Origin of the sequence: Corynebacterium sp. HMSC070H05 (assembly GCF_001837615.1) — a bacterium.
Taxonomy (GTDB): domain Bacteria; phylum Actinomycetota; class Actinomycetes; order Mycobacteriales; family Mycobacteriaceae; genus Corynebacterium; species Corynebacterium coyleae.
Genome location: NZ_KV833317.1, coordinates 30030 through 43954 on the forward strand (window position 1 = coordinate 30030; position 13925 = coordinate 43954).

A 13925-nucleotide genomic window follows, 5' to 3' on the forward strand; every position below is an offset into this window, starting at 1 on the left:
AACCCCCACCTAAGCCCCGCGCAGAGAACGCTTCGCCGCCACCTTCGCCACAATGCGGTCGATGCGGGCACGCTCCTCCAAAAACTCCGGCGGGTTGGATCCGCGCATCGTGCGCACGAACGCCGGGTGGTCCAAGCAGACAGTTTCCACCCAGCCGATCACGGCTTCCTCGACGATCTCGCCGACCCGCGCGTACAGGTGTGGAAGCGACACCACGCCGAGTTCGCGGGCGACCATGTCGGTCTGCTCCAGTGTGAACGAGACGATCTCCTCCAAGTGCTGCACCACCAGTTCGGTGCGGCCGACGAGCGCGTCGTGCATCGTCTGCACCGAGAACGGTGCTTGAAGGGGGAAGAGGTCTTTGAGGCCGGCGGCGTCGAGAAGTTCGGGCTGCGGAATGCGCTCCTCCGGGCGCACACCCACCGACAGGTAGCCGGCGGCGCGGCCCGAGGTCAGCGCTTGGCGCAGGCCGATTAACTCGGCGACGATGCGGCGGGCGTCCTGGCGGGCGTCGTCGACAATCTCCTCGAACTCTGCCAGGCAATCTTCGGTGAGCTCACCGTCATAGTCCGCAATCGACTCGGCGACGTGCTCGATGTACTCCGCAACCTCGTCGCCGATGTTGTAAATCTCCTGGGTAAGTTCACGGTGACGCAGCACGGCTGCAGTTTTGTGCACGGCGTGAACCCCCTTAAAACGGACTGTGGAAGTGACAAAATGGGATGCTATGCCACAGCGTGAGCCGATGAGGGTAGGCGCGCCGCTAACGCTGATACAGCTTGTCGATGTCCTCCTGGAAACGCTGGAACACCACATTGCGCTTCACCTTCATCGTCGGCGTCATCTCGTCGTGCTGCTCCGACAAGTCGCGGTCGAGGATGCGGAACTTCTTAATCGCCTCCGCACGCGAGACGGTCGCGTTGGCCATGTTCACCGCGTCTTGCACCTCGGCGCGCAACGCAGGGTCCTGTGCAAGGTCGGAGACCTTCTTGTTCGCCGGAATGTTGTGGTTCGCCTTCCAACGCTTCAGTTCCTCCTCATCGAGGGTGACCAAAACGCCGACGAACGGTTTACCGTCGCCGACCACCAACGCGTTAGAGATCAGCGGGTGCTGGCGGATGATCTCCTCCATCGGTCCCGGGGAGATGTTCTTGCCGCCGGCGGTGACGATGAGGTCCTTCTTGCGGCCGGTGATGGACACGAAGCCGTCCTCGTCGACCTCGCCGAGATCGCCGGTGTTGAACCAGCCGTCCGTAAGCGCTTCCTCGGTTGCGGCCGAGTTGCGCCAGTACTGGGAGAACACACCGGGGCCTTTGAATTCGATCTCGCCGTCGTCGTTAATCCGCACCGAGTAGCCATTGACCGGGCGGCCAACGGTGCCGATCTTGTTGCTGTGCGCGTTGTTCACACACGCCGCCGCACACGTTTCGGTCAGGCCGTAGCCCTCGTAGATCGGCACACCCATGCCGCGGAAGAAGTGCGACAGGTCCGCGCTCATCGCGGAGCCACCCGTAATCCCGTACCAGACGGAACCACCCATGGCCTCCTTGATCTTGGCGTAGACCAGTTTGTCGTAGAGCTTCACCTTCGCCTTTTGCACGCGCGACGGGCCGTCCGGCGTATCCAGCGCCTTGGAGTACTCAATCGCGGCCTTTTCGGCCTCCAAGAAGACACGTTTGCCAATCGCGGAGCCATCCGCGGCCTTGTTGTAGGCACCCTCACGCACCTTTTCAAACACGCGCGGCACGCCAATGACCAGGTTGGGACGTGCGCGCTGCAGCTCCACGGTCAACGTCGAAGTATCCGACCAGTGCGACTGGGTCGCGCCCGAAATCGTCCACGCCAGCGCCACCGCGCGCGCAAGCACGTGCGCCAGCGGCAAAAACGTCACCATGCGCTGGCCAGGGAAGGACACGGAGCCGATCTCGTTTTCCAGCAGCGCCCACGCCTGGTACGCCCAGTTGCCGTGGGTGATCTCCACACCTTTGGGGCGGCCGGTGGTGCCGGAGGTGTACACGATGGAGCCCAGATCGGGGTGGCGGGTGGCGGCAACGCGGTCGTCGATAAGCGACTGCTCCACCTCGCGGCCCTCAAACTTGATCTGCTCCACGGCGGCCGAGTTGAACTCGTAGATGCGCTGCAACTGCGAGGTCGAGTCGGCCATGCGCGGGGTGCCGTCCTCGCCGAGGAGGAACGGGCTCATGAGCATCGTGTGGTCGCGCGTTTCCGTGAACGCGATTTTCGCGCCGGAGTCTTCGAGGATCCACTGGATTTGGTGCATCGAGGACGACGGGTAGATTGGCACGGATGCGGCGCCGGCGGCCCAGATGGCGAAGTCGAGCAGCGCCCACTCGTAGCGCGTGCTGGACAGGATGGCCACGCGGTCGCCGGGCTCGATACCTGCGGCAATCAGCCCCTTGGCCACGTCGTAGACTTCTTGCAGGAACTCCCCTGCCGTAACCGACACCCATTCGTAGTTGCGGGGCCGCGAGAACAGCACGAGGTGCGGGTGCTTCTCGCACATTTCGATGAGTCGGCTCAGGCACGTTTCCGTGTCGTTGAGGGTGAATCCAAGTTCCGTCGTGTGAGAAGTCGATGGCATGGTGCCCAACATTACCGACGTTTTGGCAGAATGCGGAAGCGTGACCAACGTGGAACTGCTGCACGCCCTTGCCGAGTCCTATGGCTTTGGCACCTCCTATCGCGCGACTGATGGTCGGATGGTGTCGCCGCCGCCTGAGTCGTTTGTGGCGTTGTTGCGGGCGTTGGGGCTTTCGCTTGACGACGACCCCACCGACGAGGAACTCCACTTCCACCTGGATGCCCGGCGCGAGCACTGGGCGACGCGCCCCTTGCCGCCGACGGTGGTGGCCACCGAGGGACACGAGAAGCACTTCAACGTGCACGTGCACGACGGGCACCCGGCGCACTGTTGGATCCGGATGGAGGATGGTTCCTCGCGGGATTGCTACCAGGATGAGAATTGGGCGCCGCCGTTTACGGCTTCAGATGGTGTGGTGTGGGGCGAGGCGACGTTTCATACGCCTGGGGATCTGCCGCCGGGCTGGCACGAGCTGCACTTGGAGTCGGACAATTTTGATGCGGTGTGCACGTTGCTCGTGGTGCCCGATTGCTTGTCGACGAACTCCCGTGTCGTCCAGCACCCCGTCTGGGGCGTGATGGCGCAGTTGTATTCGGTGCGCTCGGCTGCCTCGTGGGGGTTGGGCGATTTTGGGGATCTGGCGTTGCTCGCGGAGACGGTCGCCGCGCAGGGGGCCGATTATCTGCTGATCAACCCGGTGCACGCCGCCCAGCCGGTGCCGCCGGTGGAGGATTCGCCATATTTGCCCACCTCGCGCCGGTTTATCAACCCGCTCTACATCGCGGTGGAGCAGGTGCCGGAGTTCGAGCTGGTGGATAGTGATTTGCGTGCGGCGATCACCGAGTTGGCCGCGCCCCTGAAGGCATTGAACACCTCGCCGGCGCCCCTGGATCGCGACCGTGTGTTCGCCGCAAAGTTGGCGGCACTGCGCGAGCTGTTCTGGGCCTCCCAGGCCGATGCCGCGCGCACCCACGACTTTGAACTGTTCTGCCTGGACGAGGGCGAAGGCCTGCGCGAGTTTGCCACCTGGTGCGCCGCGCAAGCCGCCGAGTCGGAGCACCACCCGGAGCACCACCCGGAGCATCGCTCGAGGCACGCTGGCGGCGACATCGAGGACCTCGTGCAGTTCTATATGTGGCTGCAGTTCATCGCCGACGAGCAATTGCGTCTGGCCCAGGAACGTGCGACAGCGGCCGGGATGTCGATCGGCATCATGACGGACCTTGCGGTGGGCATCCACCCAGGTGGTGCGGACGCGGCGACACTGCGCGAGGTGCTAGTGCCCGACGCGTCGGTGGGCGCTCCCCCGGACCAGTACTCGCAAAAAGGCCAAGACTGGTCGCAGCCGCCGTGGAACCCGCAGCAACTCGCCGAGTCCGGCTACGGGCCGTGGCGCGACCTGCTGCGCACAGCGCTGCGCCACAGTGGCGGCATCCGCGTCGACCACGTGCTCGGACTGTTCCGCCTGTTTTGGGTGCCGCGCGCCGGCACACCCGCTGGCGGGGTGTACATGAACTACGACTTTGAGGCCATGGTGGGCACCCTCGTGTTGGAGGCGCAGCGCGCCGGGGCAGTCGTCGTCGGCGAGGACTTAGGCACGTTCGAGCCGTGGGTGCAGGACTTCCTGCGCGACAAGGGCATTTTGGGCACCTCAGTGCTGTGGTTCGAATCCATCCCGCCGGGCGTGCCGCGCCCCTCGCAGCAGTACCGCCACCTGGCGCTGACGGCTGTGGGCACGCACGACCTGCCGCCCACCGCTGGCTACCTCAAGGGTGCACACAACGAATTGCGCCATGAGCTTGGGCTTGTCGACGACCCCGTGGAGCACCTCAACGCCACCGACCGCATCTGGATCGACCAGGTGCTTGGCCTCGCGCGGGAGGAAGGTGCGCTTACCGGCGACGACGAAAAGGCACTGATCACGGGACTGACGCGCTTCGTCGCCTCCACCCCATCGGCGATGACGTGTACGAACCTGGTGGACATGGTTGGCGACGAGCGCATTCAAAACCAGCCCGGCACCAACGGCGAGCAGTACACCAACTGGCGCATGCCACTTTGCGACGCCACCGGCACCCCCGTGCTCATCGAACACCTACCGGAGATGGAGTTGTTTAAGGCGGTGGCGGAGGCGTCGATACGCAACTAAAGCGCGCCGATCACCGCAGCAACAATGACAAGAGCGATGAGCACCCACATTGCTTGGGTCACCCGCGACTGCGGGTACTTACGCTGCGGCTTGGGCAGCTGTTGATCCTGCTTGCGCAGCTCTTCAGGGTTGGCCATGGTGCCCAAGCCTAGACCGAGCCGGTCGACGACCCAAAGCAGCACATAGGACACCGCCGCGCACGCCGGCAGCGCCAGCACCACAATCAGCGGCACCTGCAACCACGGGCTCAACCCCATTAACCAGCCCATTTAGACCGCTTTCAACGCCATCATCACGATCGGGCTCACCGCGGCAACAACCACCAAAATGCCGATAATGATCCCGATAACTTGCGACGCCGACGGGCCCGACGGCGCCTGCTCCACCGCCTTCTGCCTTGGTGCCACCGTCGGCACACTCGTCGGCGTCGCGGCACCAGACTCAAACGTCGCCTGCGCAGGCGTCCTTCGCGGCACCAAGGTCGGCGTCAACGTGATCGTGCCACCCGGCGGGTTGGTGATCGTCGTGGAGTAGCGCAGCGAATACTGGTACTCCAAAAAGTCGTCGACCTGCTCCTCCCCGTACACCGGGCCACTGTCGAGCGAACTGGCGCGCTGGAACCCAATCAACTGATGGTTATCCTCGCCCGCGACATAGTTCGCGCCCGAGATCACCCCCACCAGGCCGCGGCCCGGGATGTACACCGGCCCACCGGAGTCACCTGGCACCGGCATCTGCGGCGCGTCGAAGTACGTGGTGTTTTCAACCGTGCCGACGAACTTGCCGCACGTCGACGCATCCGAGCGCCCGTGGGTGGAATAGCCGCGGAAGCAGATCGTGTCGGTGCTGCTGATCTTTTCCACCGGTATAACCGTCCCGCCATACGGGTTGCCGCCAACACGAACGTCTTCGAACCAGTAGATCACCGCCCAGTCGTTGGCGGACGTCTTCGGCGAATACGCCCGCGCGGGGAAGATCAACCCTGCGGGCTCGTCGATTTGTTTGCCGGCGCTATCTGCAAGGTAGACCAGCGCACCCTGGGGGAAGTACTGCTCGTTTTGTACCACGCAGTGGGCGGCGGTGTAACTACGACGGTGCTCGACGTCGTTGAAACCAAGCGTGCAGGCAGTGAGGCGGTCCGAGCCTAAATTATCGACGAAAATCCGCCCACCCTGCGCCGCATTCAACGCAGGCGAAGCAGGCGCGACTGCAGGAACCACCGACGCCGCAAGCGTCGTGGCAACCACCGCAGCCGCGCACCAATGCTTCACACTTCCGCGGGACATGCCGCCAGCGTAGCGCAGGCCGTTAACCGGCTATGCCGATACGTCGGAGCCCGCCAGGCCGCGACGCTCCAGCAACGGACGCGTGTCCTTGTCGCGGCCACGGAACGCACGGTAGGCCTCGGCGTAGTCGCGCGAGGACCCCTTGGACAGGATGGTCTCGCGGAACTTCGCGCCGGTGTCGCGGTTGATGCCTTCCTGTTCGACCAACTGGTAGCCGTCGGCATCAAGTGCTTCTGCCCACAGGTAGGAGTAGTAGCCCGCCGAGTAGCCGCCGGCGAAGATGTGGTTGAACCAGGTGGAGCGGTAGCGCGGCTCGAGCCCGTCGATGTCCAGGCCAACCTCGCGCAGGGCTTCTTCCTCGAAGGTTTGGATGTCGGACGGGGTGTCCTCGGTGATCGAGTGCCACGCCAGGTCGATCGCGCTGGCCGCGAGGTACTCGGCGGTGAGGAAGCCCTGGCCGAACTGACGCGAGGCCTTCAGTGCGGCGAGTTGCTCGTCGGAAATGACCTCGCCGGTGTCCACGTGGCGCGCGTAGTTGCGGGCGATCTCCGGGGCAAACGCGTAGTTTTCGTTGATTTGGGAGGGGAACTCCACCCAGTCGCGCGGCACGTTGGTGCCGGAGTTCGACGGGTAGCGCACGTCCGACAGCAGGCCGTGCAGGGCGTGGCCGAACTCGTGGAACAGGGTGGTCACTTCGTCGATAGTGAGCAGGTTCGAGGTGATCGACATGACGTTGACCACCACCGGCTTCGTGCCCGCCAGGTGCGACTGGTCCACAAAGGAGCTCATCCAGGCGCCGCCGCGTTTCGACGAACGCGCGTTGTAGTCCGTCAGCAACAACCCAATGCCAGTGCCGTCTTCTTCCTTCACCTCCCAGACGTCCACGTCGTCGCGGTAACCGTTGAGGTCCTCGCGCTTTTCCACCGTGATGCCGTAAAGGAGGTTGGCGGCGTAGAACACGCCGTCGGTGAGCACCTGCTCGAGCGGGAAGTACTTGCGGATCTCCGCCTCGTCGATGCCCAGTTCCTGCTCGCGACGCTTCGCCTGCCAGTAGGGCCAGTCCGCGCCGTCGAGGTCTTCACCGGCGAGTTCGGAGGCGAGCTTGCGCTCCGCCTCGGCGTTCGCAGCGGCGGCAGGCGCCAGGTCCGCGATCAGTTGGCGGGCGGCGGCCGCGTTGCCTGCGGTCTCCTCGGCGATGACGTAGTCGGCGTGCGAATCGAAGCCGAGCAGCTTCGCGCGCTCGAGGCGCAGCTTCACCGACTCGGCGACGATGTCGGCGTTGGTGTCGCGGCCGCGGGCGCGGGAGGCGTCGAAAAGTTTGTGGCGCGCGCCCGAGTTTTCGAGTTCGGCCTGCAGGGACTGGGTGGTCGGCAGTTCGATCGGCACGACGAAGCGCTCGCCGTCCTGGTAGGCCTCGATCTGTGCCTCGGACAGGCCGTCGAGTTCTTCGCGGGTCAGTTCCACGGCGAGTTTCTTCGTATCCGCCAGCAGGTTGCGGCCGAAGAGTTCGGAGAGTTCCGACAGGCGCTGGTTGATCTCCTGCAGGCGCGTCTTGCCGGCCGCGTCCAAATCGGCGCCGCGGCGTGCGAACCGGCGCTTGAGTTCGTCGTGAAGCCGCTGCGATTCCTCATCCTCCGGCGCCGTGACCTGCTGGATGCGGGAGTAGAGCTCGCTATTTTGGTAGATAGAGTCCACGTGCGCGGACAACTTGGGCACGATCCGGTCGGCGACGGCGTCGAACTCGTCGGTGGAATCGGTGCCCTGCAGGTTGAAGAACCACGCCATGACACGGTCCAGGTCCGCACCGGCGAGCTCGAAGGCCTCGACGGTGTTCTCCCAGGTTGGGGTGTCTTGGGTGGTGATGTCCGCGATTTCCTGCGCGTGGTTGACCAACGCCTGTTCAAAGGCGGGTTCCACATGCTCAAGCCGGATTGCGGCGAAGTCCGGCAGGTTGTAGGGCAACGTCGATGGCGCAAGCAAAGGATTTGTCATGCGCGACAGTCTAATAGCTCAAATTGCCCTTGAATGTGACGTTGCCAACAGTGAACTCTGCGTCCCACAGGTTGCCCTGCGCGACCTCGAAGGGGAACTTCGCGTTCGTGGTGGCACCCGGGCCGAGCGGCATATCGATGCCGACGACATCCACCTGGGCCTTCTCCGCATTGGAGATATACGTGGCGTCGGTGTAGGAGGAGCCGTCGGTGCTGTAGCGCAGTTCCGGCTTCAGGGCGTCGACAGGCAGTGGCGCGTCGGACGTGTTGGTCACCGCGATAACGACCACGGTGCCCACGCCTGTCGACGACGTCCCCTGCCACTTGTACGACAACTCCATCGCCGGATCCTTGACGGACTTGCCGGTGAGCTCGTCGGTGACCTTCGGGTCGGTTTCCTCAACGTTGAAGGTGGGCTTGTCGTTGACCTTCGATTCGACGGATTCTTCGAGGTTCTGGCTGGTTTCGTCGCCAATCGGGTCTTCTTGTTGGTCCACGCAAGCTGCCAGCGGCATGGTCGTGGCCAGGATGACGGCGGCAAGCCGGGTGCTCGTGCGGATGGACATGTGCGCCTCGTTTTCTGTCGCGTAACTAGTGCTTCGCTGCACACAATACCGCGCAGGTACCCTGTGGAAATTATGCAGTCTTTGATGCGCGTCGTTCGCAGTGCTTCCGCGTTGTGGCCGTTTTATATCGCGGTTGTGGTGGTGTCGTCGATAGTCGCGGGGCTTGGGCTTATCTCCCCGTTCCTCATTCGGGAGGCAACCGACACGATCATTGCGGCGCTTGGCGACGAGCCCGTGCCCGACGCAACCCGCACCGTCGTCTGGCTCGCCATCGCGCTGTTTGTCGCAGAGGCGTCCGCTTCCATGCTGCACAACGTGTCCGGATACCTGGGCGATGTGATGGTGGCGCGCATCCGCCAGATTCTGTCTACGCGCTACTTTGCCAAGTTGCTCGCACTACCGCAGCGTTACTACGACAACCAGGTCACCGGCACGATCATCGCGCGGCTGGACCGCTCGATTGCGAACGTCACGCAGTTCATCCAATCCTTTACCAATAATTTCCTGCCGATGCTGCTGCAGGTCGTGGCCATTTTGGGCATCACGGCCTACTACTACTGGCCGCTGACGGTGCTGCTGGCGCTGCTGTTCCCGCTGTATACGTGGCTGACGGCGTTGACGTCGAAACGCTGGCAGGTTTTCGAGCAGGAAAAGAACGCCAATATCGACGAGGGCAACGGGCGTTTCGCCGAGGTCGTTGGCCAGGTGAAGGTGACCAAGTCCTACGGTGCCGAGGTGCGCGAGTTAGAAAAGTTCGGCCGCCACTACACCAACACCGTGGACATCACGCGCCCGCAGTCGCGCTGGTGGCACTCCATGGATACCGCGCGTGGCGTGGCGATGAACCTGATCTTTTTGGGGATTTACCTGATCCTGTTCACGCGCACGCTCGATGGGCATTTCACGGTTGGTGAGATGGTCATGCTCATCCAGATGGTGACCATGGCGCGCCAGCCGGTGACCATGATGAGCTGGATCGTCGATGCCGCCCAGCGAGCCGTCGCCGGTTCGCGCGATTACTTCAAGGTGATGGACGAGCCGGTGGAGCCGCCCAGCGAACCGCCAGCTGGTGTCCGCGACGGAGGCCTCGGGCATGCCGGCGCTCGACGCGACGCAGCAGGCGCCACTGAAGGTGCGCGAACCTGTCGTCGCGTTTGAGAACGTCACCTTCGAGTACATGCCGGGCGAGCCCGTGCTGCACGACGTGACGTTTACCGCCCGCGAGGGCGAGAAGATCGCGCTGGTGGGTGAATCGGGCGGCGGCAAGTCCACGATTGTGAACCTGTTACTCGGGCTCTACCCCATCACGCACGGCAGGCTTGAGGTGTGCGGCGAGGAGATCTCGCACCTGGACGTGGAGAAGCTGCGCGCCACCACGGGTGTGGTGTTCCAGGAGGCTGCGCTGTTTTCCGGCTCGGTGTTTGAAAACATCGCCTACGGCAAGCCGGACGCGACGATGGAAGAGGTCGTTGCCGTGGCCAAGCGTGCGAACGCGCACGACTTCATCATGAAGTTCACCGATGGTTATGACACGATCATCGGCGAGCGCGGCCTGCGCCTGTCTGGTGGTCAGCGCCAGCGTGTGGCGGTGGCGCGCGCGATGCTCAAGGACGCCCCGCTGTTGATTCTCGACGAGGCTACTTCCGTCCTGGACACCAAAGCCGAGCGCGCCGTCCAAGCCGGTTTGGATGAGCTCATGCGCAACCGCACCACGATCATGATCGCGCACCGCTTATCGACGATTGCCGGCGTGGACACCATCATCACCCTGCGCGACGGACGTATCGACGAGATCGGCTCGCCGGCAGATCTGGCTGTCTCTGGCGGTATTTATTCAGAGCTGTTGCGCCTGACGGCATCCTCTTCTGCTGCAGATAGGAAGCGGTTGAAGGCATTTGGCTTCGCCGCCGACGGGGGCGATGACGACGAGTACGACGAAGATGAAGACGAGGGCACAACGGACTAAACCGAAATCACGTTCAAAAGTTCTTCAAGACCTCTAAAGTCCTGCGGATTCCTCGTATACAAATCAAGCCCTTCCGCCACAGCAGTGCTTGCGATCAAGAGATCAAACGCACGCCCTCGTGGCTTTCGCCCGGCACGGATCACTGCCCCATATACAAGGGCATAGGCTTGTGCTGCACGATCGTCGAACGGAATACACTCAACTAGTTCAGCGATTGCACGGGTCTGATTTGATCGGCGGGCACGCTCCAAAGGATCCTGCGCTGCAACAGGGCCGACAGCCAGCTCAGCGAAAGCGATAGACGAGATTGTCCACTGCTCTGGCAGTAGATTTGGATCTATTTCATCGAGATCGAGGAGCACTGATGTATCCAACAAGCCTCTGCTAGTCACGCGGATCAATTCGTTGGTCTACATACTCGTCAATATCGGCCCGGAACTTTTCAAAATCGACTTTCGGAAGCCGCCTGACCGTCGCTAGCAAGTCTTCTTTTCGTGCGAATCGTGGCTTCCTTAATGGTCGCAATTCACCTACCGGATGCGAGTTGCTTGTAATCACAAATGTCTCCCCCTCGTCGAGCGCTCGCATGATACGCCCGCTTTCATTGCGCAGCTCTCGCTGGCTGATTGTCTCCGTCATGGACTGACCGTAGCACCACGCGCTACGGCATAAAAGGGTCCGCGAAAGAAAAAATCCCACTACCGTAGGGCGCATGCAATTTCCCAGCCTTGAAACCCTGCAAGCCCGCGGCACGCGTAAGTGGACGCAGTTCGACGCTGACGTGCTGCCGTTGTTCATCGCGGAAAGCGACTTTCCCACCGCCCCGGCGGTGAAGGAAGCGATTGCGGATGCGGTGGAGCGCGAGATGTTCGGCTACACCCCGGCGCCGCACGCGCACCATTTGGGTGAAGCGGTGGCTGGGTTCTACGAGCACCGCTACGGCTGGCGCCCGGACGCGGATAAGATCTTCCCGGTTGCGGACGTGGTGCGTGGCGTGATGCTTGCGATCAAGTACTTCACCGAGGGCGATGTGATTGTGCCGGTGCCGGCGTACTTCCCGTTCCTGGAAGTTGCCCAGGTTGCGGGCCGCAAGCGCGTGGATGTCTCCAGCGCGGGCGGGCTCGACCTGGATGAGGTGGACGCAGCGTTTGCGGGCGGCGCGGGCAGCATCATCGTGACCAACCCATTTAACCCAGGCGGATATGTTTTTACTGCTGATGAGTTGGATGCGGTGTGCGAGGTTGCCCGCAAGCATGGCGCGCGCGTGATTGTCGACGAAATCCACGCGCCCCTCGTCTTCGACGGCGCCCACGTCTGCGCCGCAGCAAACAACCCGGACGTGTGCATCACGGTGACGGCAACGTCGAAGGCATGGAACGTAGCGGGCTTAAAGTGCGCGCAAATGATCTTTACCAACGACGAGGACGTCCGTACGTGGAATGCGTTGTCGGGGGTAGCCAAGGACGGCGTAGGTACCCTCGGCATTGTTGCCGCGGAAGCCTGTTACACGCACGGCCGCGAGTTCCTCGACGAGGAGATTGAGCAGCTGCGGGCGAACCGGGATTGGCTCGTCGAAAACCTGCCAAAGGCGGTGCCGGGTATTGCGATGGAGGTCCCGCAGGCGACCTATTTGATGTTCCTGGATTTTAGAAACACCAAGCTTGTGGACGAAAAGCCGGCGGCGTGGCTTCGTCGTCACGCAAAAGTTGCGATGAATGAGGGCATGGACTTCGGCCCCGGCGGGGAGCATCGCGCGAGGATGAACTTTGCTACTTCCCCGGAGATTCTCCAGGAGGCGGTCCGGCGGATCGGGGACGCGATCGACGCGCTCTAACATCCCACCTACTGGAACTTAGTTCCCATCTAGCGGGCGTGTGGTCTATGCTAAGGCAACTGCACACTAGCTAGAGAGGTTCTCCCAATGGGTTCCACAGCGATTTCACGGGCAGACGGCCAGTCAACGAATGGACGCTCCACCAGCGCCATCATCGTGACTGCGCTCGCCCTGTTCTCAATGTTCTTCGGCGCGGGAAACCTCATCTTCCCGCCAATGCTGGCCGTCCAGGCCGGTGACAACTTCTGGCCGGCACTCATCGGCTTCCTCCTCACCGCATCGCTGCTGCCGGTGCTCGCCGTGATCGCGATTGCACTGTCCGGCTCGAACCTGCGCGACCTTGCACAGCGCGCCGGCACCGCCTTCGGCGTGGTCTTCCCGGTCCTGGCATACCTTTCCATCGGCGCGTTCTACGCACTGCCACGTACCGGTGCCGTGTCGTTTGAAACCGCGATCACTCCGCTGTTCGGCTTTGACTCGCTGGTTGCCTCGGGCATCTTCAACGTCGTGTTCTTCGGCATCGCCCTGGCGCTGTCTTGGAACCCGACCACCATCATGGAGAAACTGGGCAAGTTCCTCACCCCGGCGCTGCTCGTCCTGCTGATCGTCATGATCTCCGTGGCGGCATTCCGCTGGACTGCCGAGCCGGTCACCCCGCAGGAGCCGTACGACAACGGCCCGCTGACCTCCGGCCTGCTCGAGGGCTACCTGACCATGGACTCCATTGCGGCGCTGGCGTTTTCCATCGTGGTGATCTCCACCCTGCGCGGCCACGGCTTCAAGGAAGGCACCCCGCTGGTCAGCGGCACCATCTATGCAGGTGTTGGCGCCGGTGCCATGCTTGCGCTGGTGTACGTCGGTCTTGGCGTCATTGGCCGTGTCATGCCGGGCGCATCCAACTTTGACAACGGCGCAGGCTTGCTCGCTGAAGCCTCCAACCTGACCATGGGTGGTGCTGGACAGGCAGTGTTCTCCGCCATCGTGCTGCTCGCCTGCCTGACCACCGCTGTCGGCCTGATCACCGCAACCGCCGAGTACTTCTCGGAGCAGTTCCCGGGTTCCTACCACGTGTGGGCCGTCATCTTCGCTGTGGCTTCCATGATCATGGCAACGCAGGGCTTGGACTTCGTGATGGCGATTGCCGCTCCGGTGATCGGCTTCCTGTACCCGCCAGCCATCACCTTGATCGCACTGACGCTCATCGAGCCGGCATTCCGCGCACGTACTCGCTTTAGCTGGGCGTTCTTCCTGCCACTGTGGGTCGCTGTGGTGTGGTCCGCTATCGAGACCTTCATCTCCCTCGAGTGGGCCGCCGACGCACTGCGCCCAATCGTGCAGTGGGCACCGCTGGCCGCCGAGGGCCTCGGCTGGGTTGTTCCGGTTGTTGTGGCCTTCATCATCGGTTTGATCGTGGACCTGGCCAAGCCGAAGCCTGCGATGATCCCGGGCACCATGGAGTCCATCGAAGGCGAAGACCTCTCCGCCGAAGGTGACGCTGCACCGGTGCTGCAGTCGTAGTCGCACCTGGCTC

Annotated in this window: 11 protein-coding genes and 1 pseudogene; 4 read left to right on the plus strand and 8 right to left on the minus strand. The window is 63.0% G+C overall.

Annotated features, from left to right (window positions below; all coding sequences use genetic code 11):
• Positions 1-9 precede the first annotated feature (9 nt).
• Both HMPREF2617_RS05165 and HMPREF2617_RS05170 read right to left on the minus strand, forming a co-directional pair.
• Entirely contained in the window at positions 10-678 is a 669-nt protein-coding gene (locus HMPREF2617_RS05165; RefSeq protein WP_070421344.1) for a hypothetical protein, read from the minus strand.
• Positions 679-763: 85 nt separating this feature from the next.
• Positions 764-2602 carry an AMP-dependent synthetase/ligase gene (locus tag HMPREF2617_RS05170; RefSeq protein ID WP_083323215.1) on the minus strand — a complete coding sequence of 613 codons (1839 nt, stop codon included), beginning with the start codon at positions 2600-2602 and terminating at the stop codon, positions 764-766.
• Between HMPREF2617_RS05170 and malQ the strand changes: the two genes are divergently transcribed.
• Entirely contained in the window at positions 2601-4751 is a 2151-nt protein-coding gene (malQ, locus tag HMPREF2617_RS05175) for a 4-alpha-glucanotransferase (RefSeq protein ID WP_371441292.1), read from the plus strand. The two genes, HMPREF2617_RS05170 and malQ, sit on opposite strands and share 2 nt — an antisense overlap.
• On the opposite strand, the gene HMPREF2617_RS05180 is transcribed toward malQ, so the two are convergent.
• The 4 genes from HMPREF2617_RS05180 to HMPREF2617_RS05195 are packed head-to-tail and all read right to left on the minus strand — an operon-like array spanning position 4748 to position 8594.
• A complete protein-coding gene (locus tag HMPREF2617_RS05180; RefSeq protein ID WP_070421342.1) occupies positions 4748-5020 on the minus strand; it encodes a hypothetical protein in 273 nt (90 codons plus the stop codon). The genes malQ and HMPREF2617_RS05180 overlap by 4 nt on opposite strands.
• On the minus strand, positions 5021-6037 hold the full coding sequence (locus tag HMPREF2617_RS05185) for a trypsin-like serine protease (RefSeq protein WP_141763009.1): 1017 nt from the start codon (positions 6035-6037) through the stop codon (positions 5021-5023). It lies immediately after the preceding gene.
• A 30-nt stretch (positions 6038-6067) separates the two neighbouring features.
• Entirely contained in the window at positions 6068-8029 is a 1962-nt protein-coding gene (locus HMPREF2617_RS05190) for a M3 family metallopeptidase (RefSeq protein WP_070569611.1), read from the minus strand.
• A 10-nt stretch (positions 8030-8039) separates the two neighbouring features.
• Complete coding sequence (locus tag HMPREF2617_RS05195; protein ID WP_070484906.1) at positions 8040-8594, minus strand: hypothetical protein; 555 nt, start codon at positions 8592-8594, stop codon at positions 8040-8042.
• A 72-nt stretch (positions 8595-8666) separates the two neighbouring features.
• Between HMPREF2617_RS05195 and HMPREF2617_RS05200 the strand changes: the two are divergent.
• Positions 8667-10560: pseudogene (locus HMPREF2617_RS05200) on the plus strand (ABC transporter ATP-binding protein).
• On the opposite strand, the gene HMPREF2617_RS11670 reads toward HMPREF2617_RS05200, so the two are convergent.
• Together HMPREF2617_RS11670 and HMPREF2617_RS11675 are read right to left on the minus strand one after the other, a co-directional pair.
• The gene (locus HMPREF2617_RS11670) at positions 10557-10952 is read right to left on the minus strand and encodes a type II toxin-antitoxin system VapC family toxin (RefSeq protein ID WP_342027973.1); all 396 of its coding nucleotides are present in this window, start codon (positions 10950-10952) and stop codon (positions 10557-10559) included. The pseudogene HMPREF2617_RS05200 and the gene HMPREF2617_RS11670 sit on opposite strands and share 4 nt — an antisense overlap.
• Entirely contained in the window at positions 10945-11199 is a 255-nt protein-coding gene (locus HMPREF2617_RS11675) for a type II toxin-antitoxin system Phd/YefM family antitoxin (protein WP_083279298.1), read from the minus strand. Before HMPREF2617_RS11675 ends, HMPREF2617_RS11670 begins: the two co-directional genes overlap by 8 nt.
• A gap of 73 nt (positions 11200-11272) precedes the next feature.
• Here HMPREF2617_RS11675 and HMPREF2617_RS05205 point away from each other — a divergent pair, with 73 nt between their 5' ends.
• Together HMPREF2617_RS05205 and brnQ are read left to right on the plus strand one after the other, a co-directional pair.
• The gene (locus tag HMPREF2617_RS05205) at positions 11273-12394 is read left to right on the plus strand and encodes a MalY/PatB family protein (protein ID WP_070840259.1); all 1122 of its coding nucleotides are present in this window, start codon (positions 11273-11275) and stop codon (positions 12392-12394) included.
• A gap of 87 nt (positions 12395-12481) precedes the next feature.
• Complete coding sequence (brnQ, locus tag HMPREF2617_RS05210; RefSeq protein WP_070840260.1) at positions 12482-13912, plus strand: branched-chain amino acid transport system II carrier protein; 1431 nt, start codon at positions 12482-12484, stop codon at positions 13910-13912.
• The last annotated feature ends 13 nt before the right edge of the window (positions 13913-13925 follow it).

Bases quoted from the DNA above. Each gene is read 5' to 3' on its own strand.
- brnQ (WP_070840260.1), top strand. From the start codon at position 12,482: ATGGGTTCCACAGCGATTTCACGGGCAGACGGCCAGTCAACGAATGGA.
- HMPREF2617_RS11675 (WP_083279298.1), bottom strand. From the start codon at position 11,199: ATGACGGAGACAATCAGCCAGCGAGAGCTGCGCAATGAAAGCGGGCGT.
- HMPREF2617_RS05205 (WP_070840259.1), top strand. From the start codon at position 11,273: ATGCAATTTCCCAGCCTTGAAACCCTGCAAGCCCGCGGCACGCGTAAG.
- HMPREF2617_RS05185 (WP_141763009.1), bottom strand. From the start codon at position 6,037: ATGTCCCGCGGAAGTGTGAAGCATTGGTGCGCGGCTGCGGTGGTTGCC.
- HMPREF2617_RS05195 (WP_070484906.1), bottom strand. From the start codon at position 8,594: ATGTCCATCCGCACGAGCACCCGGCTTGCCGCCGTCATCCTGGCCACG.
- malQ (WP_371441292.1), top strand. From the start codon at position 2,601: ATGGTGCCCAACATTACCGACGTTTTGGCAGAATGCGGAAGCGTGACC.
- HMPREF2617_RS05170 (WP_083323215.1), bottom strand. From the start codon at position 2,602: ATGCCATCGACTTCTCACACGACGGAACTTGGATTCACCCTCAACGAC.
- HMPREF2617_RS05190 (WP_070569611.1), bottom strand. From the start codon at position 8,029: ATGACAAATCCTTTGCTTGCGCCATCGACGTTGCCCTACAACCTGCCG.
- HMPREF2617_RS05180 (WP_070421342.1), bottom strand. From the start codon at position 5,020: ATGGGCTGGTTAATGGGGTTGAGCCCGTGGTTGCAGGTGCCGCTGATT.